At 62.2% G+C, this 17,294-nt stretch carries 15 protein-coding genes and 5 tRNA genes; 4 read left to right on the top strand and 16 right to left on the bottom strand.

All coding sequences use genetic code 11. From position 1 onward, the window contains the following. Nucleotides 1–70: 70 nt before the first annotated feature. Both P3T23_RS21295 and P3T23_RS21290 read right to left on the bottom strand, forming a co-directional pair. Nucleotides 71–505: a universal stress protein gene (locus P3T23_RS21295; RefSeq protein WP_133662826.1), complete on the bottom strand. Its 435-nt coding sequence runs from the start codon at nucleotides 503–505 to the stop codon at nucleotides 71–73. Between the two features lie 175 nt (nucleotides 506–680). Continuing rightward, on the bottom strand, nucleotides 681–1,583 hold the full coding sequence (locus P3T23_RS21290) for a LysR family transcriptional regulator (protein ID WP_429318102.1): 903 nt from the start codon (nucleotides 1,581–1,583) through the stop codon (nucleotides 681–683). A 151-nt stretch (nucleotides 1,584–1,734) separates the two neighbouring features. On the opposite strand from P3T23_RS21290, the gene P3T23_RS21285 reads away from it, so the two are divergent. Both P3T23_RS21285 and aceB read left to right on the top strand, forming a co-directional pair. Next, nucleotides 1,735–2,469, top strand: a complete 735-nt coding sequence (locus P3T23_RS21285) for a haloacid dehalogenase type II (RefSeq protein ID WP_429318101.1) — start codon at nucleotides 1,735–1,737, stop codon at nucleotides 2,467–2,469. 131 nt (nucleotides 2,470–2,600) lie between these two features. Then, nucleotides 2,601–4,193, top strand: coding sequence for a malate synthase A (gene aceB / locus P3T23_RS21280; protein ID WP_429318100.1), 1,593 nt, complete (start codon nucleotides 2,601–2,603; stop codon nucleotides 4,191–4,193). A gap of 144 nt (nucleotides 4,194–4,337) precedes the next feature. Here aceB and P3T23_RS21275 read toward each other — a convergent pair whose 3' ends face one another. Beyond that, nucleotides 4,338–4,739 (bottom strand): gamma-glutamylcyclotransferase family protein, encoded by a 402-nt coding sequence (locus tag P3T23_RS21275; RefSeq protein WP_429318099.1) that lies wholly within the window; start codon nucleotides 4,737–4,739, stop codon nucleotides 4,338–4,340. A gap of 22 nt (nucleotides 4,740–4,761) precedes the next feature. Continuing rightward, nucleotides 4,762–5,256 carry a ribonuclease E activity regulator RraA gene (gene rraA / locus P3T23_RS21270; RefSeq protein ID WP_429318098.1) on the bottom strand — a complete coding sequence of 165 codons (495 nt, stop codon included), beginning with the start codon at nucleotides 5,254–5,256 and terminating at the stop codon, nucleotides 4,762–4,764. 161 nt (nucleotides 5,257–5,417) lie between these two features. On the opposite strand from rraA, the gene P3T23_RS21265 reads away from it, so the two are divergent. Then, a complete protein-coding gene (locus P3T23_RS21265; RefSeq protein ID WP_429318182.1) occupies nucleotides 5,418–6,308 on the top strand; it encodes an AraC family transcriptional regulator in 891 nt (296 codons plus the stop codon). Between the two features lie 22 nt (nucleotides 6,309–6,330). On the opposite strand, the gene P3T23_RS21260 is transcribed toward P3T23_RS21265, so the two are convergent. The 7 genes from P3T23_RS21260 to gltX all read right to left on the bottom strand — a co-directional run bounded on the left by P3T23_RS21260 (nucleotide 6,331) and on the right by gltX (nucleotide 9,237). Continuing rightward, a complete protein-coding gene (locus tag P3T23_RS21260) occupies nucleotides 6,331–6,798 on the bottom strand; it encodes a GNAT family N-acetyltransferase (RefSeq protein WP_429318097.1) in 468 nt (155 codons plus the stop codon). Between the two features lie 147 nt (nucleotides 6,799–6,945). Further along, nucleotides 6,946–7,022, bottom strand: a tRNA-Asp gene (locus tag P3T23_RS21255). A gap of 81 nt (nucleotides 7,023–7,103) precedes the next feature. After that, a tRNA-Glu gene (locus P3T23_RS21250) sits at nucleotides 7,104–7,179 on the bottom strand. 60 nt (nucleotides 7,180–7,239) lie between these two features. Beyond that, nucleotides 7,240–7,316, bottom strand: a tRNA-Asp gene (locus P3T23_RS21245). An 81-nt stretch (nucleotides 7,317–7,397) separates the two neighbouring features. Further along, a tRNA-Glu gene (locus P3T23_RS21240) sits at nucleotides 7,398–7,473 on the bottom strand. A 156-nt stretch (nucleotides 7,474–7,629) separates the two neighbouring features. Further along, nucleotides 7,630–7,705 (bottom strand) — tRNA-Ala (locus P3T23_RS21235). Between the two features lie 122 nt (nucleotides 7,706–7,827). Continuing rightward, nucleotides 7,828–9,237 carry a glutamate--tRNA ligase gene (gltX, locus tag P3T23_RS21230; RefSeq protein ID WP_429318096.1) on the bottom strand — a complete coding sequence of 470 codons (1,410 nt, stop codon included), beginning with the start codon at nucleotides 9,235–9,237 and terminating at the stop codon, nucleotides 7,828–7,830. A 328-nt stretch (nucleotides 9,238–9,565) separates the two neighbouring features. On the opposite strand from gltX, the gene P3T23_RS21225 reads away from it, so the two are divergent. Beyond that, a complete protein-coding gene (locus P3T23_RS21225) occupies nucleotides 9,566–10,519 on the top strand; it encodes a patatin-like phospholipase family protein (protein ID WP_429318095.1) in 954 nt (317 codons plus the stop codon). A 111-nt stretch (nucleotides 10,520–10,630) separates the two neighbouring features. Here the strand turns inward: P3T23_RS21225 and P3T23_RS21220 are convergent, their stop codons facing one another. From P3T23_RS21220 to P3T23_RS21200, 5 genes are all read right to left on the bottom strand, one after another. Continuing rightward, nucleotides 10,631–11,314 carry a C40 family peptidase gene (locus P3T23_RS21220; RefSeq protein WP_429318094.1) on the bottom strand — a complete coding sequence of 228 codons (684 nt, stop codon included), beginning with the start codon at nucleotides 11,312–11,314 and terminating at the stop codon, nucleotides 10,631–10,633. A gap of 125 nt (nucleotides 11,315–11,439) precedes the next feature. Further along, on the bottom strand, nucleotides 11,440–13,062 hold the full coding sequence (locus P3T23_RS21215) for an ABC transporter ATP-binding protein (protein ID WP_429318093.1): 1,623 nt from the start codon (nucleotides 13,060–13,062) through the stop codon (nucleotides 11,440–11,442). Next, nucleotides 13,059–14,156, bottom strand: a complete 1,098-nt coding sequence (locus P3T23_RS21210; protein WP_429318092.1) for an ABC transporter permease — start codon at nucleotides 14,154–14,156, stop codon at nucleotides 13,059–13,061. Before P3T23_RS21210 ends, P3T23_RS21215 begins: the two co-directional genes overlap by 4 nt. Nucleotides 14,157–14,158: 2 nt before the next feature. Beyond that, the gene (locus P3T23_RS21205) at nucleotides 14,159–15,196 is read right to left on the bottom strand and encodes a microcin C ABC transporter permease YejB (protein ID WP_429318091.1); all 1,038 of its coding nucleotides are present in this window, start codon (nucleotides 15,194–15,196) and stop codon (nucleotides 14,159–14,161) included. A gap of 72 nt (nucleotides 15,197–15,268) precedes the next feature. Beyond that, complete coding sequence (locus tag P3T23_RS21200) at nucleotides 15,269–17,095, bottom strand: extracellular solute-binding protein (protein WP_429318181.1); 1,827 nt, start codon at nucleotides 17,093–17,095, stop codon at nucleotides 15,269–15,271. Between the last annotated feature and the right edge of the window lie 199 nt (nucleotides 17,096–17,294).

The following is a 17,294-nucleotide window of genomic DNA, read 5'->3' as shown; positions in this document are numbered from 1 at the left end:
CGTTTTACCTTGTCCGTACGAAATCCGTTGTGCGAGGCGCAGGCAACCCCGGTGCCGTCGCGAAACGAACTCATCGGTAGACGATCACTGGAATCTTCGTATGCGTGAGCACCCGTTGCGTCTCGCTGCCGATCAGCAGGCTGCCCAGCCCGCGACGCCCATGCGACGCCATGAAGATCACGTCGCAGCCGTCCCGCTCCGCCGCCTCGATGATGCCGAGATAAGGCGACGGATGCACGCTCGTCCTGCTCGTGAACGCCACGCCGGCGTCGCGCGCGGCCGCTTCGACCTCCTGCAGGTGCAGACGCGCTTCGCGCTCGCTGCGCTCCTGAAAGTCGACGGGCGGCTCGATCACGACCTCGGAAAACGGCGAGTACGGATATTGCGGCAGGCAGGCGTAGGCTGTGACGCGCGCGCCCACCGCTTTAGCCAGGTCGATTGCGCCGTCGATCGCCTTTTTCGACAGGTCTGAACCATCGGTCGGAACCAGGATGTGCTTGAACATCGCGCCCTCCGTCGTCAGCTGCGCCTATCCGGCAGGGCCGTGCGATACGTGCGGATCGGAACGCGCGGCACCTCGAATCGATTGTAGTGCGCCGAAATTGACAGCAAGGCGTGCGTGCGGGTCTGTACCCATATCGAAAACCCGCGCGCGCCACCTTGCCAGCTGGAGCGCTGTACTAGCCCCAGTAGCCCGGATGGCCGTACGTATGTTTCAGAAAATCGAGAAAAAGCCGCACACGCAACGGCAGATGGCGGCGCTGCGGGAATACCGCGTGAATGCCGATCGGCGGCGCGGCGAACTCATCGAGCACCGTGACGAGGCGCCCGGCCGCGATATCCGCGCCAACTTCCCACCACGACCGCCAGGCGAGCCCATAACCTTCGAGACACCATTCATGCAGTACCGCGCCGTCCGAACATTCCATCGTGCCGGAAACCTTGATCGACACGACCTTGTCGCCCTGCTGGAACATCCAGCCGCGCTGCTGGTTGGCACTCGCGCCGAGCGCGAGGCAGTTGTGATGCGTGAGTTCGGCGAGCGTCCTGGGCGCCCCGCGACGGCCAAGATAAGCCGGCGACGCCACAACGACGCGCCGGTTGTCGCCGAGACGAAGCGACACCAGCGACGAGTCCGGCAGCTCACCCAGCCGCACCGCACAGTCGAAGCCTTCGTTCACCAGATCGACCATGCGGTCCGACAAATCGAGCGTGATGGACACGTCCGGGTGCGCGACGGTAAATACCGGCACGAGCGGCGCAACGTGACGCCGTCCGAAGCCGGCAGGCGCCGACACGCGCAGATGCCCGCTCGCCTTCACGCCGCCGGCGGACACGCTCGCCTCGGCGTTCTGCATGTCGTGAATGATGCGCTGGCAGTCTTCGAGGAACGCCGAGCCCTCGAAGGTCAGCGTGATCCTGCGCGTGGTGCGGACCAGCAGTTTCACGCCCAGGCGCTCTTCGAGCGCATCGATGCGCCGGCCGATGATCGCTGGCGCCACACCTTCCGCCTGCGCGGCGGAGGACAGACTGCCACGCGCTGCGACAGTAACGAAGGTTTCGATCTGCTTGAACCGATCCATGGGGTGCCAGCGCAAAAGTTGGGCGCTAAAAACGAAGTTGATCGTCAGATTAGGTATGAGAAAGTAAAAGATCAAGTGATGTTTAGGATCTTTTTAGACCTAAGGCATCACTAATAGAATCGACCCTGACCTCTGAATGGAGCGCACGGCAATGTCGGCCACAACGACACCCTTTCCGAAGGCAGTGATTTTCGACGCGTACGGCACGCTTTTCGACGTGCATTCGGTCGTCGCTGCGGCGGAACAGATGTTCCCGGGCCACGGCGATACGCTTTCGCAGCTGTGGCGGCAAAAGCAGATCGAATACACGCAGTTGCGCTCGCTGTCCGATCTTTCCGGGGCGCATTACGAACCGTTCTGGAACATCACCCTCGACGCGCTGCGTTTCGCCGCACGCAAACTCGGCCTCACCCTCAACAGTGCTGCCGAAAAGCGTCTGATGGACGAATACGCGTGTCTGTCCGCCTTCCCGGACGCGATACCCGCCCTACGGCGGTTGCGCGACAGGCTTGCGCCTGCGGGCGACCTTGCCGATGCGCGCCTCGGCCTCGCGATTCTGTCGAACGGGAATCCGCAGATGCTCGACATCGCCGTGAAAAGCGCCGGCATGACGGGCCTCTTCGACCATGTGCTGTCCGTCGATTCCGTACGCGCCTACAAACCCGCGCCAGCCGCCTACGCGCTCGGCACGCAGGCCTTCGGCGTGAGCCCGCGCGAGATCGTGTTCGTGTCGTCGAACGGCTGGGACGCGGCCGGCGCGAGCTGGTTCGGCTACACGACTTTCTGGGTCAACCGCCTGCGCGCGCCGGCCGAGGAACTCGGCGTCAAACCGCATGCGAGCGGGGCGAGCCTCGCCGACCTGCCCGCTTTTCTGGACACCCTTTAGCCGCCCGACCGAGGTTCAGGCCGCACGCGCCACATCCCTGGCACGTGAGCCCCAGAACCGCACCGTGCCGGGCATTCATTCATCACACATTGCAACGCATCTTTGTAATCCGACCGACCAAGGGAGAAACCATGGCGAATACGCTGTCGCTGCCGCAGGGCATGCAAATCACCGCTGAAATCAAGCCGGGCTTTGAATCGATCCTCACGCCCGACGCGCTCGAACTCGTCGCGACGCTGCATCGCGCATTCGAACCGCGGCGCCAGCAACTGTTGAAGGCGCGTGCCGAACGCACGGCGCGCCTCGACGCGGGCGAGCGCCCCGACTTCCTCGTCGAAACGAAGCACATCCGGGAAAGCGACTGGAAGATTGCGCCGCTGCCGAAGGATCTGGAATGCCGTCGTGTCGAGATCACGGGGCCTGTCGAGCGCAAGATGATCATCAATGCGCTCAACTCGGGGGCGGATTCGTACATGACCGACTTCGAAGATTCGAACGCGCCCAGCTGGGATAACCAGATCACCGGTCATATCAATCTGAAGGATGCGGTGCGCCGGACGATCTCGCTCGAACAGAACGGCAAGTCGTACCGCCTCAACGACAAGGTGGCCACGCTGATCGTGCGCCCGCGTGGCTGGCATCTCGACGAAAAGCACGTCACGGTGGACGGCCAGCGCGTGTCGGGCGGCATCTTCGACTTTGCGCTGTTCCTGTTCCACAACGCGAAGGAACAGGTGGCCCGCGGCTCGGGCCCGTACTTCTACCTGCCGAAGATGGAGAGCCATCTCGAGGCGCGCCTGTGGAACGACATTTTCGTCGCCGCCCAGGAAGCCGTCGGGATCCCGCGCGGCACGATTCGCGCGACGGTGCTGATCGAGACGATCCTCGCCGCGTTCGAAATGGACGAGATCCTGTACGAGTTGCGCGAGCATAGCTCGGGCCTTAACGCTGGCCGCTGGGACTACATCTTCTCCGCGATCAAGAAGTTCAGGAACGACCAGGACTTCTGCCTCGCCGACCGCTCGCAGATCACGATGACCGTGCCGTTCATGCGTGCCTATGCGCTGCAGTTGCTGAAGACCTGCCATCGCCGCAATGCGCCGGCGATCGGCGGCATGAGCGCCCTGATCCCGATCAAGAACGATCCGGCTGCGAACGACAAGGCAATGGGCGGTGTGCGCTCGGACAAGGCGCGCGACGCCAACGACGGTTACGACGGCGGCTGGGTCGCCCACCCGGGACTCGTGCCGATCGCGATGGAAGAGTTCGTGAAGGCGCTTGGCGACAAGCCGAACCAGATCAGCAAGCAGCGCGATGACGTACAGGTCACGCCGAAGGATCTGACCGACTTCCGGCCGGAAGCGCCGATCACGGAGGCCGGACTGCGCAACAACATCAACGTCGGGATTCACTACCTGGGTTCATGGCTCGCGGGCAACGGCTGCGTGCCGATCCACAATCTGATGGAAGACGCGGCGACCGCCGAAATTTCGCGCTCGCAGGTGTGGCAGTGGATCCGCTCGCCGAAGGGCAAGCTCGACGATGGGCGCAAGGTCACGGCTGAACTCGTGCGCGAACTGGCGAAGCAGGAACTCGAGAAGGTCAAGGCATCGATCGCAGGCGAAACGAAGACGTACGATCGCGCCGCGCAGATCTTCGAAGAGATGTCGACTTCCGCCAACTTCACTGAATTTCTGACGCTCCCGCTGTACGAGGAAATCTGAGGTGAATGCATGGACCTGCTGGCGGCCTCGGCCAGCGGTCCTGTGCGCAGGTGACCGGCCCGGCAGGTTCAGAACCGCCGGGCCGACTGGTTTTTTGTTCGCCCCGTTGAAACCCCGACACACCCGCTGCGGGCCAACATCGGGCTATCGCGTGCGACGATGCGCGACCCAGTCCCCGGAAGCGATTTCAGCCAACCCAGCAACGGCGTCTTTAGCGACCGGATAGAAGCGGCACGCCAGCATTGCACCATCGACGTCGACCGTCACATCGCGGCCGAGAAACCGCCCTTCGACACCCGGATAGACATGCTCGATTTCGTCGAGCACGGCAACGAGCGCGTCGTCGATTTCATAAACGTCGCCAACCACCGGCACGCCCTTGTTATCGACGACGAGGCCCGGGTATGAGCCGAAGTCGTACAGCCGGCCTTTCACCGTCGCCGGGCCGATGTAGGTCGGCGCTGCAATGTCGTGGCGCGCGGCAGCCGCGCTGATGTCGTTGACTTCTGCGGCTCGCAACGTGCCGTAGACGAAGACGTTCTGCATTCCCCTCTGTCCTCCCTGTGAGTCACCCAAGCGGCGCGCTCGCCACGAGCACACCATCGATATCCGCATAAACCCATTCCCCCGGACGCACGGTCGAACCCGGCAGACGCACCGTCACGTCGCGTACGCCGCCACCGCGCTTCTGGCTGCGTTGCGGATGCGTGGCGAGCGCAGCGATGCCGATATTGCACTCGTTGAGTTCAAGCGTGTCGCGCACGCATCCATAAACCAGGATGCCGGCCCAGCCGTTCCTCTCGGCAATCTGCCCGAGATTGCCGCCGACGAGCGCGCAGCGCAGACTGCCGCCGCCATCGACCACCAGTACGCGGCCCGCGCCCTGCTCTTCGAGCGTTGCACGCACGAGCGTATTGTCCTCGAACAGTTTCAGCGTCACCGCCTCGCCGCTGAAGCACGGCGCGCGGCCCCAGAGCCGAAACACGGGGTCGAGAACGCGCAGCGTGCCGGCGGCGAGCTGGTCCTCGTTTGCGTCGCACAGGTCTGCCGTTGCGAAGGTCATATGCGTCTCCAAGGTGGATGAACCGGATCGGATGCATTATGCCTCGCCCCGCTTTCATCCCCCTCTAGCCGAATGGCTACCGTTGCCTGTGTCGCGGGTGGTTCGAGCGCGACGCCACTACAATATGAGCACACGTCGCCCCCGGCCCTGCCATGTCCGCCATGAACCAGCCCGCTCCGCCTGCGCTTTCCACACGAGTCGATTTCGCTGACATTCCGCCGGAATTTGCGCCGACACCCACGCATCCGATTCGGGTCCGGTCACGGCCGATGCCGGCTGGTGTACGTATCGCGCGTCACACGCATGCGTGGGCGCAGGTGGCCTACGCGTCGCGCGGCGTGCTGCGCATGGCAACGGTCGGCACCACGTGGATGGTGCCGCCGTCGCGCGCGATCTGGGTGCCACCTTACGTCACGCACGAAGTGGTGATTGTCGAGGATGCGTTCCTGCGCACGCTATACGTCAACGAGTCGGTTATTCCACCAGGGCTCGACGCGTGCCGCGTCGTCGAAGTATCAGGGCTGCTGCGCGAAGTGATTGCTGCGCTCGATTCGCCGGGCCTCACTTCCGCACGCGAGCGGCTGCTCGGCACGCTCGCGCTCGATGAGCTGACGCGCTCTGAACCACTGCCGCTATCCGTACCGATGCCGAGTGAGAAACGGCTGCGGGCGTTATGCGAAGCCGTCATCGCCGACCCGGCCAATCCGGATTCTCTCGAGCGCTGGGCATCGACGGTCGGCGCGAGCACGCGAACGATCGCGAGGCTATTCCGCCAGGAACTCGGCGTGAGCTTCTCGCAGTGGCGCCAGCAGGCGATTCTCGCACGCGCCATTCCGCTGCTAAGCCAGGGGCGCCCCCTTTCGCACGTCGCTCAGGAGCTGGGCTATCAAAGCCAGAGCGCCTTTTCCGCCATGTTCCGGCGGGCATTCGGAGAAAGTCCCCGTGCATTCATCGAACGTGGCGTCGAGCATCGCGACGGCCACGGCAACGACGAAGAAGACAGCGACCTGTCACTGGACGAACAGGATGTGCACCGCGGTCAATTGAAGTAAGCGCGCTAATGCGAAGCTGTGGTCAGACGCGGCGCGACATATGACGGATCGATCCGAACTGTGCGAGACGCGGTCCGGCCAAACGATAGCCCATCCGCAGATAAAGCCGTGCCGCAGGATTGTCGACAAACACACGCAGTTGAAGCTCCCTCAGCCCGCGTGCGCGCGCCCATCGATGCGACATGTTGAGCATGTAGGTGCCCGCTCCCTGGCGGCGATGCCCTTCGGCAATCTGTACATCACGGATGTGCAGCGAGTCGCCTTCCTCGGTGATGCGCAGCACGCCGATCGCTTCGCCGTCCACCTCGAGAATAAAATTCTCCGACTCGCGCCAGCTTGCGAGGAACAGATCCCCACGCCAGACGAGATGATGTCGCTTGTAGTAACCGCCCATGTTGTTACGCGTGAGCGCTTCGGCAAACACGAAGTCATCCATGCTGGCTTGGCGCAGTTGAAAGGCAGGCGTCGGGAACTCGGTCGGATCGAGCATGGCGCAACGGACGGGATGGTGGTCCGCACAACGGTAAGGCAGGCTACGCGCGCTGGCAAGGGCGGTTTGCCCGAAGCGGGGAAAGGAAGCGAAGCAGGGAATGAAAAAAGAAAAAAGCCCGCCGAAAACTCAGCGGGCTTTTTTATCTGGCGGAGCGGACGGGACTCGAACCCGCGACCCCCGGCGTGACAGGCCGGTATTCTAACCAACTGAACTACCGCTCCAGTTTTTTGCATCATGGCTTGTGAGCGTTGGTTATCTCTCTACAAGCTGCATCGCCCGAATCTGTTGGCGCTGTTGATGTCTGGCGTCCCCTAGGGGATTCGAACCCCTGTACTCACCGTGAAAGGGTGATGTCCTAGGCCTCTAGACGAAGGGGACAACGTACGCTTACACCTTTAATGAAAAAGCCCGCTCAAGCGTACCTGAACGGGCTTTGTCTGGCGGAGTGGACGGGACTCGAACCCGCGACCCCCGGCGTGACAGGCCGGTATTCTAACCGACTGAACTACCACTCCAGTCTTTACATCGTACCTTGCAGAGCGTCGGTTAAATCTCTACAAGCCGCACCACTTCAACTACCAAGCGACGCTGATGTTTGGCGTCCCCTAGGGGATTCGAACCCCTGTACTCACCGTGAAAGGGTGATGTCCTAGGCCTCTAGACGAAGGGGACATAATCTTTTCAGACTCTGTCTTGTTTCCGTTGCCGACTCTTGCAAATAACGTTTCGTCAACAGCGAAGAGCGATATTGTAACTGCTTTACTACCGTTTGTGAAGTCTTTTTTGCTACAACTTACCGCGTTTGCGAAAGACTTCAACCTGCTCTGATGGTGGAGGTAAGCGGGATCGAACCGCTGACCTCTTGCATGCCATGCAAGCGCTCTCCCAGCTGAGCTATACCCCCTTGCAGAACAGAAGCGAGATTGTAGAGAGCGAATCTCGATTTGTAAATACCCTTTGAGTCATCACACGCGACTTTTTTTGAGGCCGCGTGTACGCGCTCTTATGCCCCGCTTCGCGTGCGTTTCAGACGAGCGCTCTTTCGATGCGGCTCACCACGACGTCGCGACCAAACAACATCAACACCATATCGATCGAGGGTGTATGCGTCGTACCCGCGACGAGCAAACGAACCGGCATCGCCAGTTGCGGCATCTTCAGCTTGTGTGCGGCAAGCGTTGCCTTCAACGCAGCGGAAATGCCCTCCTTCGTCCACTCCGCCCCCTTCAATGTGGTGACGAGATCAGCCAGTGCCGGGCGGACCACGTCGGTCACGTGCTGCGCCAATGCTTCCGGCTCCGGGGCCGGCGTGCGATAGAACATCGCGGCGTTGTCGGCGATCTCCTTCACCGTCGACGCGCGATCCTTCAAGAGTGCCACCACGGCCACAAGATCCGCGCCCTTCGCAAGCCCAGTGTCGTCGATGCCGAGCTGCGCGAGGAACGGCTTGGCGAGCCCGGCGAGGCGCGCGTTGTCGGCTTCCTTGATGTAATGCGCGTTGAGCCAGTTGAGCTTGTCGTGATCGTACTGTGCGGGCGACTTGCCGAGATGCTCGAGATCGAACCATTCGATAAACTGCTCGCGCGAGAAGATTTCCGCGTCGCCGTGCGACCAGCCAAGACGCGCGAGATAGTTCAACACCGCTTCGGGCAAATAGCCTGCGTCGCGATAGCCCGTCACGCTCATTGCGCCATGCCGCTTGCTCATCTTTTCACCCTGCTCGTTCAGCACGGTCGGCAGATGCGCATAGACGGGCGGCTCGCCGCCAAGCGCGCGCAGGATGTTGATCTGGCGCGGCGTGTTGTTCACGTGATCATCGCCACGGATCACGTGCGTGATCCGCATGTCCAGATCGTCGACGACGACACAGAAGTTGTACGTCGGCGTGCCGTCCGGACGCGCGATGACGAGGTCGTCCAGTTCTTCGTTCGAAATCTCGATGTGCCCCTTCACCGCGTCGTCCCAGGCGACCACGCCGGTGAGCGGATTACGGAAGCGCAGCACAGGCTCGACGCCTGCCGGCGGCGTCGGCAGCACCTTGCCCGGCTCGGGACGCCATGTGCCGTCGTAACGCGGCTTCTCGCCCGCTGCGCGCTGACGTTCACGCAGCGCATCGAGCGCTTCGGTCGACATGTAGCACGGGTACACAAGCCCCTGCTCCACCATCTGCTTCAGCACTTCGCGGTAGCGGTCCATGCGCTGCATCTGATAGTACGGACCTTCGTCGTAGTCGAGGCCGAGCCAGTTCATGCCTTCCAGAATCGCGTCGACGGCTTCGGACGTCGAGCGCTCGACGTCGGTGTCCTCGATCCGCAGTACGAACGCGCCTTTCATCTTGCGGGCGAATGCCCACGGATATAGCGCGGAACGAATGTTCCCGAGATGGATGAAGCCAGTGGGACTCGGTGCAAAGCGGGTACGAACGGGTGTGGTCATGTGCGGTTACTCGAGGGCAGGCGCCGACGCGCGGTCATCATCATGCTGACGCGGCAGCGAAACGTGTCCGGGCTGCAATGTGCCTGCAGGCAACGCAACGCGCGGACTCGAATGACAGAAGCAAGACCGCGATTATACCCGCCGGGCAGTCCCCTCCGCCTTGCCAGTCTCGCGTTTCCGCGCGCCGCGCGCGCTTTGCTTTATGATGTGCGCGCGCCGCATGCTCGCGGCGCAGTACGATCGCCGCCGGCGGTCGTGTTTGCGTGATCGTGACGCCCCGGTAACGCGCCCCCATCGGGTTGCGCAGGCGTCGCTGCTGGAGAAATCGTTGAAACCGTCATCCCCTCGCCTGAGCCGCCGCAGCTTTTCGCTTGCCGCGGCATCCGCCATTCTCGCTGCCTGCACGACGACCGGCGGCCGGCCCGACAACGTCGCGTCCAGCGAAAGCCCCGTCGTGACCGCCTTGCCGCCGCCCGTCGTCAAGCCACCGCGGCCCATGCGTGTCGGCCTCGCGCTGGGCGGCGGCGCAGCGCGCGGCTTCGCGCACATCGGCGTGATCAAGGCGCTCGAAGCGCGCAACATCCAGGTCGATCTGGTGTGCGGCACCAGCGCAGGATCGGTCGTCGCTGCCCTGTACGCGTCGGGCATGAACGGCATCGCGATGAACCGGCTGGCACTTAACATGGACGAGGCGTCGATCAGCGACTGGGCCATGCCCTTTCGCACACGCGGCTTCCTGCAGGGCGTCGCGTTGCAGAACTACCTGAATACGACCCTCAACAACCGGCCGATCGAAAAGATGGCGAAGCCGCTCGGTGTCGTGGCAACCGATCTGAAGACCGGTCAGCCGATCCTGTTCCAGCGCGGCAACACCGGCATCGCGGTGCGCGCGTCGTGCAGCGTGCCATCGGTATTCGAACCCGTGAAAATCGGCGAGCACGAATACGTCGATGGGGGCCTCGTGAGCCCGGTGCCGGCCTCGTTCGCGCGCAAGATGGGAGCGGACTTCGTCATCGCGGTCGATATTTCGGCGCGCCCTGAAACCGGACTCACCCAAAGCTCGTTCGACGTGCTGATGCAGACGTTCACGATCATGGGTCAGACGATCAAGGCCTACGAACTCGACAAGTACGCCGACGTCGTGATTCGCCCGAACCTCGCGGCGATGAGCGGCAGCGATTTCGGTCAACGCAACGCCGCGATCCTCGCAGGCGAGGAAGCCGTGGCGAAGATCATGCCGGAGTTGCAGCGGAAGATGGCAGCGGGACGACCGGTGGTGTAACGGGTTGCATCCGGCGCCCCCTGAGGGCGTCGCGCGGGTACCGACCAAAAGAAAAAGCCTGCTTCGAATGAAGCAGGCTTTTTTTATGCGCCCCGGAACAGAAGGAATCGCTTAGTTGTTGCCGCCGCCAATCGTCGCGTTCACGCGCTGGCGCAGATCCTGCTGCTGGGAAAACGACGTTTCGATACGGCGTGCACCGGTAAAACGCTTTTCCCAGTAGCCACTATCCATATCATCGACACGAATCGTGCTGCCGGTAGACGGGGAATGCACGAACTTGTTGTCGCCGATGTAGATGCCTACGTGCGAGAACGTGCGGCGCATCGTATTGAAAAACACGAGGTCGCCCGGCTTCAGGTCGCTTACGCGAACTTTTTCGCCGACACGGCTCATTTCTTCTGCACGGCGCGGCAGCGCCATACCGAGCGTGTCCTGGAACACGTAGCGGACGAAGCCGCTACAGTCCAGTCCGGAGTCCGGCGTATCTCCGCCCCAGCGGTAGCGCACACCGATCATGTTCAGCGCGCCCACCACTACGTCGCCCGCCTTGCCGGCCATGCCGGACAGAAACGAGCGTGCGCCACTATCGCTCGACGATGTGGCGCCCTGGAGATTCTGGTTTTGCGAATTCGGGGAGGACGACGAGTTCGACCCGTTCTGGATCGAAAATGTGGCGTTCTGGTTAATACTGCCTACTTCATCGGCGAACGCGCCGGGAGCTGCAGCCATCAAGACGCCGATGAACATCCCGGCGACGACGCGCGTGCAAGCCTGGGTCAGATATCGGTGCTGCATTGGTCGGTAGATTTTGCCTAAAAATCAGTGGGATACGGAAAGTTTTGACGATACTAGCCAGTAAGTATTTATCTGTCAAAACAAATAGAAAAATACAATCGGCACACGCACCCAATTGGTGAATGTCAAGTCGCAAATGACGCTTTCAGGAGCTTTCGCGTGTAAGGGTGGGCGGGCGCAGCAAAAATATTCTCCACATCACCGGATTCCACAATAGAACCGTTCTGCATCACCGCCACCCGGTGTGCCATCGCACCGATCACCGCAAGATCATGGCTGATGAAAACAAAACCGAGGTTGTATTTTTGTTGCAACCCGGCCAGCAGCTTGAGCACCTGTTGCTGGATCGACACGTCGAGTGCACTGGTCGGCTCATCGAGAATCAGAAGGCGCGGCTCCAGCACCAGCGCGCGGGCGATCGCGATGCGCTGCCGCTGCCCGCCGGAGAATTCGTGCGGATAGCGCTGCAGCACAGTGCGATCGAGTCCGACCTCGCGAAGCACCGAAATGACCTTTTCGCGACGCCCCTGCGCGTCCAGATGCGGCCGGTGCAGCGCAAGCCCTTCGCCGACGATCCGCTCGATGGTCTGGCGCGGCGAAAGCGAACTGAACGGATCCTGAAAGACGACCTGCATATTCGAACGCAAAACGGTCTGTTCATGCCCCCGAAAGGTCCCGAGCGCCCTGCCCTGGAAATCGATTTCCCCGCTGGTCGTGCGCTGCAGACCCAGAAGCGCCATCGCCAGGGTCGATTTTCCCGATCCGGATTCGCCGACGATACCCAGCGTCTCCCCCTGGCGCACCGACACATTGGCCTGCGCGACGGCACGGAAACGACCCGAACGGAACCAGCCGCCGACGCCCGGCAACTTTGTCGGGAAATCGACCGAGACGTCGCGCGCTTCGAGTATCACCGGCGAAATGGGCAGCACCGGCACGACCGTGCGTTCCGGACGGCTTTGCAGGAGCCGCTGGGTGTACGGGTGCTGCGGCGCTTCGAAGATCTGCTCGACAGGCCCGCTTTCGACCAGCACGCCCTGCTCCATCACCGCGACACGTTGCGCGAAGTGGCGCACCAGATTCAGGTCGTGCGTGATCAGCAGTACAGCCATGCCGCGCTTCTCGGCTTCGTCGCGCTGCAGTTCGAGCAGCAGTTCGACGATCTGCGCGCGGATCGTGACGTCAAGCGCGGTCGTCGGCTCATCGGCAAGCAGCAGACGAGGCCGGCACGAGAGCGCCATCGCAATCATCGCCCGCTGCCGCTGGCCGCCTGAGAGTTGATGCGGATAGCTGTTGACGCGTTTCTCCGGCTCCGCGATACCGGTGCGCGCGAGCAACGCGACGGTCCGCTTGCACGCCTCGAGCCGCGTCACGCCATCGTGCAGCACGATCGTCTCCGCGATCTGGTCGCCAATCGTGTAGAGCGGATTGAGCGCGGTCATCGGCTCCTGGAAGATCATCGCGATATCGGAGCCGCGCAGCCCGCGCATCTCGCGCTCGCTTTTCGCGAGCAATTCCTCACCATTGAAGCGGATCGACCCGCTCACCTGTGCGTCGCTCAGAAGGCGCAGGATCGACAGTGCCGTCACGCTCTTGCCCGACCCCGACTCGCCGACCAGCGCCACGCGCTCGCCGCGTTCGATCGCCAGCGTGACGTCGTTGACGGCGATCGTGTCGCCAAAGCGCACATGCAGACGATCGAGCGACAGCAACGGGCTCGTTGCAGGTTGTTTCACTGCGTCGCTCACTGGTTACCTCCGCCGGCACGCATCGCATCGGCAATGCGGGTATCGAGCGCGTTGCGCAGTGCGTCGCCCATGAACGTCAGCAGAAGCAGCGTCGCCACCAGCACGCCGAAGGTCGACAGCGAAATCCACCACGCGTCGAGATTCGCCTTGCCCTGCGCGAGCAGTTCGCCAAGGCTCGGCGTCGGCGACGGCACGCCGAGGCCCAGGAAATCGAGGCTCGTCAACGCGAGAATCGAACCGCTCATGCGAAATGGCAGGAATGTGATGACGGGTGTCAGACTGTTCGGCAACACATGACGCCAGATGATCTGCCAGTTCGACAGCCCCATCGCGCGCGCGGCGCGCACGTAGTCCTGCTGGCGGTTGCGCAGAAACTCCGCGCGCACGTAGTCCGACAGGCCGATCCACCCGAACAGCGACAGCAGCACGATCAGGAGGATGAAGCCCGGCTCGAAGATCGACGCGAAAATGATCAGCAGGTACAACTCCGGCATCGCGCTCCAGATTTCGATCAGGCGTTGCCCGACGATGTCGGTCCGCCCGCCAAAGTAACCCTGTATCGCGCCCGTAAAAATGCCGATCACCGTGCCGATGACCGTCAGCACCAGCGCGAACTCCACTGAGACGCGAAAGCCATAGAGCAGCCGCGCGAACAGATCGCGGCCCCGGTCGTCGGTACCGAGCCAGTTGTCGCGCGACGGCGGCGCCGGGTTTGGCACCTTCGAAAAATAGTTGAGCGTGTCGTAGTAGTACGGATTCGGCGGGTAAATCGCGATGTTGCCGGGCGTATCGAAGTGGTGCCTGATGTAGGGATCGATATAGTCGGCAGGAGTCGGAAAGTCGCCGCCAAACGTCGTCTCCGGATACGTTTCGAAGAGCGGAAAATACAGATGGCCTTCATAGCGAACGACGACCGGCTTGTCGTTCGACCACAGCGGGCCCGCCAGGCTCGCCGCGAAAGCCACCACGAATATGATCAGGCTCCAGTAGCCCAGCCGCTGCTGCCTGAAGCGCAGCCAGACACGTCGCGCCGGCGACGGCGACACGAAGGCTCGAACCGGTTCGGTGCGGGTTTGTGGAACGGCTCGGCTCAAGGTCAGCGCTCCAGATGTCCGAATTGAATGCGGGGATCGACCCAGACGTAGCAAAGGTCCGAGATGAGCTTGGTTGCAAGACCGATCAGCGTGAACAGATACAGCGTGCCGAGCACCACCGGATAGTCGCGCCGCACGACCGATTCATACGACAGCAAACCGAGGCCATCGAGCGAAAAGAGCGTCTCGATCAGCAGACTGCCTGTAAAGAACGCGCCGATGAACGCCCCCGGAAAGCCCACGATCAACGGCAGCATCGCATTGCGAAACACGTGCTTCCACAGCACACGTCGCTCGGACAGGCCTTTGGCGCGCGCAGTCAACACGTATTGCTTGCGGATCTCATCGAGGAAGGCGTTCTTCGTGAGCATCGTGATGACGGCGAAGCTGCCGATCACCGAAGCGACGATCGGTAGCGTGATGTGCCAGAGATAGTCGAGAATCTTGCCGCCCAGACTCAGTTGCGCCCAGTTGTCGGACGTGAGATTGCGCAATGGAAAGAGTTGCAGGAACGACCCGCCACCGAACAGCACGAGCAGCAGCACGCCCAGCACGAAGCCTGGAATCGCATAGCCGATCAGTACGATCAGACTCGTCGAGACATCGAAGCGCGAGCCGTTGCGCACCGCCTTCGCGATGCCGAGCGGCACCGATATCAGGTAGGTCAGGAAGAACGTCCATAGCCCGATGCTGATCGACACCGGCAGCTTCGACACGACCAGCGACCACACGCTCTGATGGCGGAAATAGCTGTCACCCAGATCGAAGCGCGCAAAGCGCTTGAGCATCAGGAAGTAGCGTTCGAGGGGTGGCTTGTCGAAACCATAGAGCGCCTTCAATTGTGCAATCTGCTGCGCGTCGACACCTGTGTGCGTGCGTAAGCCGAACGGCGCGCCCTGCTCCGCGCCTTTGCGCAGATCGTGCACGGCCTGTTCGACGGGTCCGCCGGGAACGAACTGGATCACGACGAAGGTTAGCGTCAACACGCCAATCAGCGTCGGGATCATCAGCAACAGACGTTTGAGAATGTAGCTCCACATGGGCGGTGATCCGGTGCGCAATCAAGCGGCAATAAAGGCAATAGGTGACGGGCAGACGCTCGAAGCAAACCATCAAGGCTTCGGCGTGAACCACCAGGTCGAGATGATCCAGTCGTTTGCCGAATAGTACAGGGGCAAGGTCTTGGGCCACGTCATGCCGCGCCGGTAAGCCACCCGGTGCGTCGCGCTGTACCAATGTGGAATCACATAATAGCCATGCATCAGCACGCGGTCGAGCGCATGCGTCGCATCGACGAGCTGTTTGCGTGTCTGCGACTGGATCAACGCGCTCAGGATCGAATCGACGACCGACGACTTCAGGCCAATCAGATTGCCGGACCCCTGCTCGCCGGCGGCCTTGCTGCCGAAGCGGTCGATCTGCTCCGAGCCCGGCACCTGAACGTCGGGAAAGCGGATCGTCGTGGCGTCGAAATCGAACGCATCGAGGCGCTTCTGATAGAGCGCGTAATCGACCACGCGGAATCGCGCAACGATGCCCAGCTTGCTCAGATTGCGGACAAATGGCGCGATCACAGGCTCCATCCCGGCGGACGAACCGGAATCGTCGAGGATTTCGAATTCGAACGGTTCGCCTTTCGCGTTGCGCAGCGCGCCGTCGCGATAGGTCCAGCCTGCCTCGGCAAGCAGCGCGCGCGCCTCTAGCAGGTTGGCGCGTAGCGAATCTGGCGGATCTGTGTCCGGCTGCTTCGGTGGCGGGCCGAATACCGCGGGGTCCAGCTGGGCCTTCCACGGATTCAGGAGCGCCAGTTCGCCTGCTGAGGGCATACCTGTCGCCTGCAGATCCGTATTCGCGAAGAAGCTGTCGAGCCGCTTGTACTGGTTATAGAAAAGCTGCCGGTTGAGCCACTGGAAGTCCAGCGCCAGATCGAGCGCCTTGCGCACCCGCACGTCCTGAAACAGCGGCCGGCGCTGATTCAGGATGAAGCCCTGCATGCCCGTGCCGTTGTGCTGCGGGAATTCGCGTTTGATCAGCTCGCCGCTGTCGAACTTCTTGCCTACGTCGCGGCGCACCCAGCTGCGCGCGATGTACTCGACGAATGCGTCGTATTCGCCGGCCTTGAAGGCCTCGCGGCGCGCAATCTCGTCCGAATACAGCTTGTACGTGATGCGATCGAAATTGTTCATGCCGACCCGCACCGGCAGCGCCGCGCCCCAATAGTTCGGATCGCGTCGATAGGTGATGTTGCGGCCATTGTCGTAATGCTCGATCACGTACGGGCCGCTGCCGATGGGCTCCTGAAATGCAAGCTGATCGAACGGGATACGGCTGCCGTCAGGCTTCATCCCCCACTTGCGGGAAAAAACCGGTACGCCGCCCGCAATCAACGGCAATTCGCGATTGCGCTGCCGGAATTCGAAGCGGATCGTCTGCGGGTCGACCACGACCGCCTGCGTAATCTCCGCAAAAATGGACGCGAACTGCGGCGCCGCCTTTGAGCTCTTGAGCGTGTCGAACGAGAACTTTACGTCGTCTGCCGTGACGGGGTCGCCGTTTGAGAAGCGCGCGCGCGGATTGATGTGGAAGGTCGTCGACATGCCGTCAGGCGCGATACGGATGTCGTCTGCCAGCAAGCCGTAGGCGGACGCGACTTCATCGGAACTGCCGGTCGTGAGGCTCTCGAACAACAGGCCGATGCCAGGCGCCGCGTTACCGCGCAGCGTGAACGGATTGAACTTGTCGAAACTCGTGAGGCGGTCCGGGTTGGCCAGCACCAGCGTGCCGCCCTTCGGCGCATCCGGGTTGACGTAGTCGAAGTGCTTGAAGTCGGCCGGATATTTTGGCTCGCCGTATTGCGCGATCGCGTGGACCGCATGGGCCGACGGCGTCGCCAGCAGCGCGCCGACGCCGCACGCGACGGCTAGCGAGCAGACCGCCATCGAACGTGGCAGCGCTTCAAGACCGACACGCGACAGCGTGCGAATCACGGTGCGCCCTGCGGCACGACGTGTGTGCAGCCATCGCGATCCAGTCGTCATAGGGGCCTTGTTGGTCAGGTAGCGGTTGCAATGTGAGAGAATTCTACCCAATAATCCCGCGCGAACCCGCACGTCAGACGTCGCGGCGCGCAGACTTCAT

Source organism: Paraburkholderia sp. GAS448, from assembly GCF_050435685.1.
Lineage (GTDB): Bacteria > Pseudomonadota > Gammaproteobacteria > Burkholderiales > Burkholderiaceae > Paraburkholderia.
This window is presented reverse-complemented; position numbering and strand designations above follow the sequence as displayed.